Source organism: uncultured Roseobacter sp., from assembly GCF_947495275.1.
Classification (GTDB): domain Bacteria; phylum Pseudomonadota; class Alphaproteobacteria; order Rhodobacterales; family Rhodobacteraceae; genus Roseobacter.
This window is the reverse complement of the sequence record NZ_CANLYL010000001.1, coordinates 368,682-380,478: the sequence shown is the minus strand read 5'-3', so window position 1 is coordinate 380,478 and position 11,797 is coordinate 368,682. Positions and strand designations below refer to the sequence as shown.

Here is an 11,797-nt window from a genome sequence, read left to right as displayed (position 1 = left end):
GGCGGCCCTCAAATCTGCCTGTTTGTGATAGGCGGCGGTGCTTCCAGTGTAAACTAAGCGCGATTTGAGGCAAAATTGCGGAAACAGAGCGCCGAATTTTCGCTAATTGTCTCCGTTTTGGATATCTTTGAGGGCATAATTGAGCAGAAAGCGCGCCGAGTGCCCAGTCAAAGCCTTTGATGGCGCTGTCATCAGGAGACGCCCGAAAAGCGCCCGGGAGGGCTCGGACCGCATGAGGGCGTCGAACCGGTCCTTGCGCCATGAGACAGCAGCAGCGTGCAGTTCAGACAACGTCGAATCCTGTTTGAGGTCAGCGAGCAGGGGGGCGCTGTGATCGCTCAGTGCGTCGATGCTGCTGTCCTGATCGGAATTGAAATTGCGCTCCACCCAATAATCCAACCCCATCGGGTCATCGGAATGATTGACGCGCCCGCGGTCAGATTTCAGAACATAGCTTTCCATCGACCCAAGAGGGTAGTGGTTCAATTGGACCAGGCGATGATTGGGCTGGCCAAAATTTGAGAACACCCTTTTGGTCTTGAATGCATCGTCCAACTCGCGCCCATTGCCATCGAACCAGCGGGCCCTGGCTAATTTGGCGCGGTCGGGTGCTCTGGGCCGGTGAACCCCGAGTTTGGCGTAGGTGCCATCATTGCGAAAAAGGGTTTTGAACATGGCCGCCCGCCAGGGCCAGTTAATAATCTCAGGCGCGCATCGGGTGAAGGTCTGCGTGACAGGTTGGTCGTCGTAACGGACCACACCACCATTACCAAACAGCCGCCAGGTCAGCGTGATGGCGCTGGCCTCGCTGAGCGTATCGATGAGGTCGGGCAATTTGTGGTTTCCCACATGCACATTGACGAACTCATCAATGTCGATCGGCAAAATCCAGTCTGCTTCGCGCAGTTTCGAGTGATCGTCGACCATCCGCAGGGCTGTGAATTGAACGCCCTTTTTGCCATAAGGCCCCGCGTTGCGCAGATGCGTCAGCCAGCCAAGGGCCTCTAAACGGTCGAGCATACGGTCTGTGCCATCTGTGCAATCATTGGAACAGACAATGAAATCGGTGATACCCGCCGCGCGATGATGCGCCAGCCATTCCAGCAAGAACGCTCCTTCGTTGCGTACAGTCAGGACTGCGAGGATTTTCAAGTCTTTACCATGGGCTCGTTGTGTTGCGGATGTCTGGCATCTGGCTGAAAGGCAAGCGATTCGGGGATTGTCCCGAGCAACGGACGGCCTCCTTTGTGTGCCCGCGTAAAGCAGCATTTGAAGACAGGGTCAGATCGGGCGGACAGTCGGGTGTCTCCAATCGCCTATCGTGCAGCTGTTTGTTGGATGCGCAGACTGCCAGCTGACATGGCCAATCGTTTTGAGCAACCTGGGTCAGGACAACAAACATCTCAGAACGTCCCGGTAGTGCCGTCGTCGGTCTCTGCCATGTGCCCTTGCCGCCTGTTTTTTTGCTCGACGCCGGGTTCATCGCCCGGGTTTCCATTCTTGTGGGGCAAACATGACAGGTCCACCGAATCGCGTCAATCCAACGGATGGCAGGCGCCAGAAGGCGATCAGTGCTTGACGGCTGTGGTTAGGAGTGCAGGTTACTGCGCAACACAGGAGACTACATGACACATCCCAGCTCGATCGACACCGTTCAGAAAATGCTGTCAGAACAGGGATATGTCTGTGATCGTTCTCTGGGAACAGTTGTGTTTCTGGCCTTGCAACTCGGGCGTCCGCTGTTTCTGGAGGGGGAAGCCGGCGTGGGCAAAACCGAGATTGCCAAGGCTTTGGCCACCGGGTTGAACCGCCGGTTGATCCGGTTGCAGTGCTATGAGGGTCTGGATGCGGCAAGCGCTGTCTACGAATGGAATTTCCCCGCACAGATGGTGGCCATCCGCACGGCTGAAGCGGCCGGTGGCAGCGACAGAACAGCCCTTCAGGCGGAACTTTTCAGCGATGAGTTCCTGATCGAACGGCCCCTGCTGGAGGCCATGCGACCGGATGAGAATGGCGCCCCTGTCCTGCTGATTGACGAACTGGACCGCACCGATGAGCCCTTTGAGGCGTTTTTGCTGGAGGCTCTGAGCGATTTTCAGGTCACCATTCCGGAACTGGGCACCATCAAGGCACCCCAGCCGCCCATCGTGATCGTCACCTCCAACCGGACCCGTGAGGTGCATGATGCGCTCAAGCGGCGCTGTCTTTATCACTGGGTCGATTACCCCGATTTCGAGCGGGAAATGAGCATCCTGCACGCCCGCGCGCCAGAGGCCGCCGAAGCGCTCAGCCGCGAGGTCGTGGCTTTTGTCCAGCATTTGCGCACGGAGGATTTGTTCAAAAAACCCGGTGTCGCCGAAACCATCGACTGGGCGAAATGCCTGCTTGCGCTGGATGTCATCAACCTCAGCCCGGAAGTGATAGCCGATACCTTGGGCGCGATCCTCAAGTATCAGGATGACATCCAGAAGCTTCAGGGCTCGGAGGCCAAACGCATTCTTGATCAGGTCAAATCCTCGCTGGAGCCCGCCTGATGCGCGCCACGGCACCCTTTGTGACGCATGCCTGAATACACGCCCCTCGATCTGCCGGATGATCCGAAGCTGGCGGGCAATATCACCCATTTCGCCCGCGCACTGCGGCGGGCTGGCCTGCCCATCGGGCCCGGGCGGGTGCTTGATGCGGTGCGTGCGGTGCAGGCGGCGGGGTTCACGGACAAGCGGGATTTTTACTGGACGTTGCACGCGTGCTTTGTGAACCGGCCGGAGCACCGTCTGGTCTTTGCGCAGGTCTTTAGGCTTTACTGGCGGGATCCGCGGTATCTGGAACATATGATGTCGATGATGATCCCTGCCGTGCGCGGTGTGCAGGAGGATCGCAAGGCGAAATCCGCTGAAAAACGCGCCGCCGAAGCGCTGCTGGATGGGGCAGAGGCCCCCGAGTTCGACGAAAACGATGCAGAAACCGACGACACCACGGAGGTCGAGATTGACGCCAGCCTGACCATGTCGTCACAGGAACGGCTGCGCTCGCTGGATTTTGAACAGATGAGCACGTCGGAGATGGCCGAGGCCAAACGCATGCTGGCGCGGCTGAACCTGCCGGTGCCGCCCATCCGCTCGCGGCGGGCCATGTCCAGCCTGACCGGCACGCGGGTGGATGCGGCCAGAACGCTGCGCGCGGCCATGCGGCAGGGGGGTGAGATGCACAAGATCGCGCTAAAGGCGCCGCGCCCACGCTGGCCAAATCTTGTCGTGCTCTGCGATATTTCCGGGTCGATGAGCCAGTACAGCCGCGTGGTGTTGCACTTCCTGCATGCGGTCGCGAATGCCAAGGGCGCGGGGTGGGCCAAGGTTCATGCTTTTACCTTCGGCACGCGGCTGACAAATATTACCCGCCATCTGCGTCACCGGGATGTGGATGCGGCACTGGCCGCAGCAGGCGCCGAAGCGCAGGATTGGGAAGGCGGTACGCGCATTGGCCAATGTCTCGAAAGCTTCAATCGCGACTGGTCGCGCCGGGTGATGGGGCAGGGGGCGGTGGTGCTATTGATCACAGACGGGCTCGACCGGGACGACCCTGAAGCGTTGTCAAAACAGATGGAGCGGCTGAATTTGTCGTCGCGCCGTTTGATCTGGCTGAACCCATTGCTGCGGTGGGAAGGGTTTGCGCCCAAAGCGCAAGGGATTGCGGCGATGTTGCCGCATGTGGACAGCTTTCGCGCGGGCCATTCGATTGCCTCACTGGATGATCTGGCCACGTCACTCTCCCGCCCGGATGATCGGGGCGAGAAGGAACGATTGATGCGGATGCTGGGCGCGTAACCGCTCAGGCAACCGCTGCTGCAAAAGACCCGCGATAAAGATCGCTGAGTGTCGCCAGCGGCGCAGTGCTGTCGCCAAAGGAGATATCATCACCGCCAAATTGTCCGACAGGGTTCAGTGTCACACTGGCGGCATTGGCCGCTGCTGCCAGCGCCTCGGCCTGCTCGACAGAACAGGCGATCAGATAACGGCCCTGATCCTCCCCGAAAAGAGCGCCCGTGTCATCGGTTTCCAGATGAACCCCGACGCCAGATTTTTCAGCCATCTCAAAGGCGGCAAGCGCCAGCCCACCGTCTGACAGGTCAGAGCAGGCGGCGATCAGGTGGTGGTTGTCGCGGATGAACGCACCATGGGCGGCTTCCTTGTCCAGATCGACCGGCGGGGCGTCACCTTCCGCGCGGCCAAAGGCTTCGGCCAGCAGGGCGGATTGACCAAGATGCCCGGTGGTGTCCCCCAACAGCAGCGCGACATGGCCCGCGCGCACATCACAGCCGATAATGTCATCCGTATGCGCGATCAGCCCCACGGCCCCAATGGTCGGCGTCGGCAAGATCGCCGCCCCGTCGGTTTCATTGTAAAGCGAGACATTGCCGGAGACGATGGGCATATCCAGCGCCTCTACCGCCGCGCCAATGCCCTGAATAGCCCCCACGAACTGCCCCATGATCTGCGGCTTTTCGGGATTGCCGAAGTTCATGTTATCCGTGGTTGCCAGCGGGGTTGCCCCCACGGCGATCAGATTGCGGTAAGCCTCGGCCACCGCCTGTTTGCCGCCCTCGACCGGATTTGCTTTGACATAGCGCGGGGTCACATCGGAGGTGAAGGCCAGCGCCTTGTCGGTGCCATGCACGCGCACGATGCCAGCGCCCAGCCCGGGAACGCGCACCGTATCGGCCATGACCATCGTGTCATATTGAGTGTAGACCCAAGACTTGGACGCATAGTTCGGACTGGTGATCAGCGCCTTGAGCCCGTCGATGGCATCAATGTCGAGCGCCTCGTCAAAGGGGACAGCAGGGGGTGTCGGCTCCCAGAGGCGGTCATATTCCGGTGCCGTGCCTGCCAGTGTCTTGAGCGGCAGGTCGGCCTTGATCTCCCCATGATGGACGATAAGGAAACGGTCTTCGGCAATGGTTTCCCCGACGATTGCGAAATCGAGGTCCCATTTGTCGAACACGGCCTTGGCTTGCGATTCCAACTCGGGCCGCAGGACCATCAGCATGCGTTCCTGGCTTTCCGAAAGCATCATTTCATAGGCTGTCATCGCCTCTTCACGGACAGGGACGTTTTCCAGATCAAGGCGTACGCCGAGGTTGCCCTTGTCGCCCATTTCCACAGCGGAGCAGGTCAGCCCGGCGGCCCCCATATCCTGAATGGAGATCACCGCGCCGGTTTTCATCAACTCCAGCGTGGCTTCCATCAGGCGCTTTTCCGTGAAGGGGTCACCGACCTGCACGGTGGGGCGTTTTTCCTCGATGGTGTCGTCGAATTCGGCGGAAGCCATGGTGGCCCCGCCCACACCGTCGCGCCCGGTCTTGGCCCCCAGGTAGACAACAGGCATGCCAACCCCGGAGGCTGCGGAATAGAAAATCTTATCCGCATCCGCCAGACCGGCTGCAAAAGCATTCACAAGGCAATTACCGTTATAGGCCGGGTCAAAGCGCACCTCGCCGCCCACGGTCGGCACGCCGAAACAGTTGCCATAGCCGCCGATGCCCTCGACAACACCATTGACCAGTTGCCGGGTCTTGGGGTGCGATGGCGCGCCAAAGCTGAGCGAATTCATCGCCGCAATCGGGCGCGCGCCCATGGTAAAGACATCCCGCAAAATGCCGCCCACTCCGGTGGCTGCTCCCTGATAGGGCTCAATATAGCTGGGGTGATTGTGGCTCTCCATCTTGAAGACAACCGCCTGACCATCCCCGATATCCACAACGCCTGCGTTCTCGCCTGGGCCACAAATAACCTGCGGGCCAGTTGTTGGCAGGGTGCGCAGCCATTTCTTCGAGGATTTATAGGAGCAATGCTCGTTCCACATGGCCGAAAAAATGCCAAGCTCGGTAAAGCTGGGCTCGCGCCCGACAATCTCCAGAATGCGCGCGTATTCATCCGGGCTCAGCCCGTGGCTGGCAATCAGCTCCGGTGTGATGGCAGGTTCAGTCATCGCGCTTGGGCCCCCCGTCGCGTCATTGGCAATCGCAAATATTGCGACGTCTTTAGAGGAAGGGACATCGGGGGAAAAGGGCAAAGCCTGTTGTTGAGGGCGGTTTCAAATACTATTCAACCCTGACAACGGTCAGTCGCTTCTATGAGGTCGAAAAAAAAGGCCGAGCACGAAGCTCGGCCAAGTCCAACAGGGAGGTATGAAGGCTGGTGCAGAGCACCCGCGCCTTCAATTGATCAGATAAGTGGCGTGCTGCTCACGATCAAGGCTGAATCACAACGCGAGGTAGCATGTCCGATATGCATTGAGCGCATAGCTCAAGCCCCACCTCAGAACTTTTGCTTTTCTCTCAATTGTTTGCGGTATGTGATGATCTCTTCCTGCACGAAGTCCTTGAAGGCAGATACCCGCTGGGAGTGACGCAATTCTTCCGGATATGCCAGAAAAACAGGCACATCGGCGGATTCCAGATCAGGCAGAACCTGAACGAGATCAGGGAAATCCTCCGTCACGTAATCCGGCAGCACACCGATTCCCAGATTGTTGAGAACACCTTGCAAAACGCCGTAGTAGTTATTCACCGTCAGTAACGAGCGTATGTCATATGTCATCAGGTGCTGCACGAGGTTACGCCCCGAACCAACCTGGTTGCTGTCCGTGTTCTGGCAAATCAGGCGATGATCCTCGATATCTTCGATCACCGCAGGGGTGTCATTCGCCTTGAGGTAATCCGGCGTGGCATAAAGGCACATGCGGATCGTCATCAGTTTCTTGCGGATCAGGTCTGCCTGACTGGGTTCTTTCATGCGGATGGCCACATCGGCTTCGCGCATGGGCAAATCAAGCACCCGCTCCTCAAGCATCAAATCGATCTTAAGATCGGGATATTGCTCATAGAGTTTCGGCAGGCGCGGCGCGAGCCAAAGGGTGCCAAAGCCGGTTGTGGTCGTCACCCGCAGCTCTCCAAAGACCTCCTCTTCGCTGTCGCGGATGCGCGCAGACGCTGTATCCAGTCGCTTTGACATCGCGGAAGTGGCGTCAAACAGAAGCTCACCCTGTTCAGTCAGGATCAGGCCGCGGGCATGTCGGTGGAAGAGGGTGGCGTTCAGTGATTCCTCAAGGCCCCTGATCTGTCTGCTAACGGCGGATTGCGACAAATTCAGCTTGTCACCCGCATGAGTCAGAGACCCGGCGTCAGCGACCGCGTGAAAAATTCTCAGCTTATCCCAATCCATACCGTAACCCGTGCAAAGCGTTGATGCCGTGTTAGCGGTATCTTCCGCTGAAATACAGTGGACGTCTCGGCAAAACGCGGCGAAAGGCAAATTTACCCCTATACAGGTCAGCGTTTATGACCTATTATTGTCTCAAATCTGTGCAACACTGACCGAGCGCTGGGGAGGCGATCGATGAGCACTCAGAAAATTTCGCTGAATGACCGCTACGACCTGAGCAAAAGCACCGTGCTGCTAAATGGCACGCAGGCGCTTGTCCGTTTGATGATGATGCAAAAGATGCGCGACATCGAAGTGGGGCTCAACACGGCTGGTCTGGTCACCGGCTATCGCGGGTCACCGCTTGGTGCCGTCGACATGCAGATGCAACGGGCCCTTAAGCCGCTGATAGAGCATGATATTACCTTTCAAACCGGCCTGAATGAAGATCTGGCGGCAACGGCGTTGTGGGGCAGCCAGCAGGCGGAATTGCGCGGAGAAGGCAAGTTCGACGGGGTCTTTGGCCTTTGGTATGGCAAGGGGCCCGGTGTTGACCGGTCGGGCGATGTCATGCGCCATGCCAATATGGCGGGCAGCGCAAAAAATGGCGGCGTTCTGATGGCCATGGGCGATGACCATACAGGCGAAAGCTCGACGGTCCTGCATCAGTCCGAATGGGCGATGGTGGATGCCTATATGCCGGTTGTCAGCCCGGCGGGTGTTCAGGAAATACTGGATTATGGCCTTTACGGGTTTGCGCTGAGCCGGTTTTCCGGCCTTTGGGTCGGGCTGAAAACAATGAAAGACACGGTCGAGGCCACGTCGGTCGTGGATGCCGACCCATCACGCCTGAATTTTGTTGTTCCGGACTTCCAGATGCCCGAAGGCGGGCTGAACATTCGTCTGATCGATACGCCGCACGATCAGGAAGCGCGGATGATCGATCATAAACGTTTTGCTGCCGAAGCCTTCAGCCGCGCCAACAAAATGGACAAACGTGTCTGGGGCAAGGCTGGGGCAAAGATCGGGTTCGTGGCGGCGGGAAAAAACTGGCTTGATCTGGAGCATGCTCTGAGCCTGCTCAACATCGACGCGGCAGAGGCCGAGCGCCTGGGGCTGACGACATATAAGATCGGGCAGACGTTCCCGCTCGATATGGAAGGCTTTCACGACTGGGCCGAGGGGCTCGATCTGATCGTCGTGGTCGAGGAAAAGCGCAAATTGATCGAGGTTCAGATCAAGGAGGCGATCTTTGATGATCGTCGGGGTCGACGGGTTTATGGCTGGCACAAGGGCGGGGGCGCAGGATCCATGCATGGGGAAGAGCTTTTCCCAACACGCGGCGCGCTCGACCCGATCATGATTGCGGAAAAACTCGGTAAGATTTTGATCGAAGAAGAGCGTGATAACGAAAGGTTACGCGCCGGTCTTAATGTGCTTGAAGAGGCCCGCCGAAATGACAACGCCGAGGATATTGCCGCGCGTCTGCCGTATTTCTGCTCCGGCTGCCCGCATAATTCTTCGACCAAACTGCCCGAGGGCGCGCGCGCCTATGCGGGCATCGGATGCCACTACATGGTGCAATGGATGGACCGCGAAACCACCGGTTTCACTCATATGGGCGGCGAAGGCGCAAACTGGATCGGCGAGGCGCCCTTTTCGACCCGCAGTCATGTCTTCCAGAACCTCGGCGATGGCACCTACAATCACTCCGGTATCCAGGCCATTCGCGCAGCGCTGAACGCCAAGACCAACATCACCTATAAAATTCTCTATAACGATGCGGTCGCGATGACGGGCGGGCAGCACAATGAAGGTGATCTGGATGCGCCGCGGATTGTAAAGGAACTGCAAGCGATGGGCGTCAGCCATGTCGCTGTTGTCTATGACGAAAAAGAGGACGTCGATCTCAACGCCTTCAAAGGGGTCGAACTGCATGAGCGGGCGCACTTGCAAACCGTGCAGGAGAGGTTTGCAAAGATCGAAGGCGTTTCGGCAATCGTTTATATTCAAACCTGTGCGGCTGAAAAGCGACGGCGCCGCAAACGCGGGCTGTTTCCTGATCCTGACAAGCGCGTGTTCATCAATTCGGACGTCTGCGAGGGGTGCGGTGATTGCGGCGTCCAGTCTAACTGCGTCTCGATTGTGCCCAAAGAGACCGAATTGGGACGCAAGCGCGCAATTGACCAGTCATCCTGCAACAAGGATTTCAGTTGTCTGAAGGGGTTTTGCCCGTCCTTTGTGACCCTTGAAGGGGCGACGGTGCGCAAGACTCCGACCACTCAGCTCGAAATCCCTGAGCTGCCGATGCCGGTTCTTCCGGAAATCAATGGGACCTGGAATGTGGTCATCACGGGCGTTGGTGGTACCGGCGTCGTGACAATCGGTGCTGTGATGGCGCAGGCTGCGCATATTGATGGCAAAGGTGCGGGCATGATGGAAATGGCTGGCCTTGCCCAAAAAGGGGGCGCTGTTCACATTCATTGCCGCCTGGCAGAGAAACCCGACGATATCAGTGCGATACGTGTGGCGACGGGAGAGGCGGATGCATTGATCGGGGGCGACCTCGTCGTCTCTGCGGGCGCTAAAACGCTGGGTCTGACACGCGGTTTGCGTACCGGGGCCGTGGTCAACAGCCACGAGATCATCACCGGTGATTTCACGCGCGACACGGAATTCCAACTGCCGAGTGAACGGTTGTCTCTGGCGATCGAGGCGCGCCTGAAGGATCGCGTTGATATGTTCGACGCGTCGGAACTGGCCAAGGCGACGTTGGGCGATTCCATTTTTTCCAACATGATGATCTTTGGGGCGGCTTGGCAGCGTGGGCTCGTGCCGTTGTCGCTTGCTGCGATCACCGAAGCGATCCAGCTTAATGGTGCTGCGGTAGAGCAGAATCTTCGCGCCTTCGAGATTGGGCGCTGGGCGGTTCTGAACGCCGAAGAAGCGGCGGGTTTGTTGCGGGCCAAAGTTATCAGCCTGCCAAAAACGCTGGAAGAACAGATCACCTACCGTGCAGAAGCGCTTTCAGCTTATCAGAGTGGCCGCCTGGCCAAACGCTATCGGCGCTTCCTGGAGAAGATCTCGGACGGGGATGTCCGGCGCGCTGCGGCAAAAGGCTATCATAAGCTCTTGGCCTATAAGGATGAGTATGAGGTTGCCCGATTGCTTCTGTCCAGCCGCGAAAAGGCGGCAGAAGAGTTCGATGGTGATTTCAGGATGACCTTCAATCTTGCCCCGCCGATGCTGTCCAAAACCGGCCCGGACGGGCGGCCCGCGAAACGGACATTCGGCCCGTGGCTGGAGCGCCCGCTGCGGCTTCTGACCAAGCTGAAATTCTTGCGCGGCACACCGCTTGATCCGTTTGGATATACCGCGGAACGTCGCATGGAACGTCAGTTGATCCGGCAGTTTGAGCGCGACATGGCCGACGTTCTGCCAAGATTGGAAGAGGCGACCAAGCCTGCGATCATTGCGCTTGCGGAACTGCCTTTGCAAATCAAGGGATTTGGTCCGGTCAAACAGAAAAGTGAGGCAAAAGCGGCCAAACGCCGTGAAGAGCTGCTCGCGGCAATCCGTGCAGGCGGGGCCGGGTTCTCGAAAGCCGCGGAATAGGGCGTCACATTCCTGTCATATGTTCTGGGCATCCAGAGGTCGCGTGGCTAAGGTCGCGTGGGGACCAAGAGAGAACTCTATGGGAATGATGCGCCCGAACATTGCACGCGATATCAGCTATTCCTATTCGGCTGAAACAAGGGGCGGTCGCGCCCTGATCCGTTTGATGGAAAACAGCACCGGACGCCTGCGTCTGATACGCCGGGCCCGGGGTTATGAGCACGAAGTTGCGGCCGGTCGCGATTTCTTCGAGGTCATGCTGGACCGTTATGGACTAAGCTTGGAGATTGCATCCGGTCGCCTGGCGGATATTCCGCGACAGGGGCCGCTCATTGTGATCGCAAACCACCCTTACGGCATTCTCGATGGTTTGGTGATGGGGCATATCCTGTCCGGAATACGGGGCGATTTCCGCATTGTGGCCAACTCGGTGTTTCGCAAAGCAGAAGACCTTGACCGCATCATTCTGCCAATAAGTTTTGATGCCACAAAAGAAGCGATGGCCCTGAACATCGCGACGCGCAAAAAGGCGCTGGCCTATTTGAACGATGCTGGTGCCATCGGTATCTTTCCCGGCGGGACTGTGAGCACAGGTGCCAGACCCTTTTCGCGCCCGATGGACCCGGGCTGGCGCAGTTTTACCGCGCGCATGGTAGCGAAATCTGATGCGACGGTGCTGCCGCTCTATTTTGACGGGCACACAAGCCGCTTGTTCCAGATTGCGAGCCACATGCATGCAACCCTGCGCATGGGGTTGTTGATCAAAGAGTTCGTCAAGCGCGTCGATACCCCGGTACGATTGTGCGTGGGCCAACCGATAAAGCGTGACGTTCTGGACCCGCTTGCAAAAGATAGCAAAGCGATGATGGATTTCCTGCGAAAAGCAACGTATGAGCTGTCCCCAGACCCGGAGAAATCCTTTGATCTGGGATATGAATTCGAAGACAGGCATCGCGGTTGACCGGGTGCCAATGAGGCAC

7 protein-coding genes are annotated in these 11,797 nt (G+C 58.2%); 4 read left to right on the top strand and 3 right to left on the bottom strand.

Features of this window, described 5'->3' with window-relative positions:
- Nucleotides 1–102: 102 nt before the first annotated feature.
- Complete coding sequence (locus Q0802_RS01800; protein ID WP_298912665.1) at nt 103–1,152, bottom strand: glycosyltransferase family 2 protein; 1,050 nt, start codon at nt 1,150–1,152, stop codon at nt 103–105.
- 473 nt (nt 1,153–1,625) lie between these two features.
- Here Q0802_RS01800 and Q0802_RS01795 point away from each other — a divergent pair, with 473 nt between their 5' ends.
- Nucleotides 1,626–2,534, top strand: coding sequence for a MoxR family ATPase (locus Q0802_RS01795; protein ID WP_298912663.1), 909 nt, complete (start codon nt 1,626–1,628; stop codon nt 2,532–2,534).
- Nucleotides 2,535–2,561: 27 nt separating this feature from the next.
- The gene (locus Q0802_RS01790; protein ID WP_298912660.1) at nt 2,562–3,824 is read left to right on the top strand and encodes a VWA domain-containing protein; all 1,263 of its coding nucleotides are present in this window, start codon (nt 2,562–2,564) and stop codon (nt 3,822–3,824) included.
- A gap of 4 nt (nt 3,825–3,828) precedes the next feature.
- Here Q0802_RS01790 and purL read toward each other — a convergent pair whose 3' ends face one another.
- Both purL and Q0802_RS01780 read right to left on the bottom strand, forming a co-directional pair.
- Nucleotides 3,829–5,988 (bottom strand): phosphoribosylformylglycinamidine synthase subunit PurL, encoded by a 2,160-nt coding sequence (gene purL, locus Q0802_RS01785; RefSeq protein WP_298912657.1) that lies wholly within the window; start codon nt 5,986–5,988, stop codon nt 3,829–3,831.
- Between the two features lie 329 nt (nt 5,989–6,317).
- Nucleotides 6,318–7,223, bottom strand: coding sequence for a LysR family transcriptional regulator (locus tag Q0802_RS01780; RefSeq protein ID WP_298912654.1), 906 nt, complete (start codon nt 7,221–7,223; stop codon nt 6,318–6,320).
- Between the two features lie 174 nt (nt 7,224–7,397).
- Here Q0802_RS01780 and Q0802_RS01775 point away from each other — a divergent pair, with 174 nt between their 5' ends.
- Entirely contained in the window at nt 7,398–10,817 is a 3,420-nt protein-coding gene (locus Q0802_RS01775; RefSeq protein WP_298912651.1) for an indolepyruvate ferredoxin oxidoreductase family protein, read from the top strand.
- A 79-nt stretch (nt 10,818–10,896) separates the two neighbouring features.
- The gene (locus Q0802_RS01770) at nt 10,897–11,778 is read left to right on the top strand and encodes a lysophospholipid acyltransferase family protein (RefSeq protein WP_298912648.1); all 882 of its coding nucleotides are present in this window, start codon (nt 10,897–10,899) and stop codon (nt 11,776–11,778) included.
- Nucleotides 11,779–11,797 lie beyond the last annotated feature (19 nt).

Coding starts and splice junctions, on each gene's coding strand:
- Q0802_RS01790 (WP_298912660.1), top strand. CDS start 2,562: ATGCCTGAATACACGCCCCTCGATCTGCCGGATGATCCGAAGCTGGCG.
- Q0802_RS01775 (WP_298912651.1), top strand. CDS start 7,398: ATGAGCACTCAGAAAATTTCGCTGAATGACCGCTACGACCTGAGCAAA.
- purL (WP_298912657.1), bottom strand. CDS start 5,988: ATGACTGAACCTGCCATCACACCGGAGCTGATTGCCAGCCACGGGCTG.
- Q0802_RS01770 (WP_298912648.1), top strand. CDS start 10,897: ATGGGAATGATGCGCCCGAACATTGCACGCGATATCAGCTATTCCTAT.
- Q0802_RS01795 (WP_298912663.1), top strand. CDS start 1,626: ATGACACATCCCAGCTCGATCGACACCGTTCAGAAAATGCTGTCAGAA.
- Q0802_RS01780 (WP_298912654.1), bottom strand. CDS start 7,223: ATGGATTGGGATAAGCTGAGAATTTTTCACGCGGTCGCTGACGCCGGG.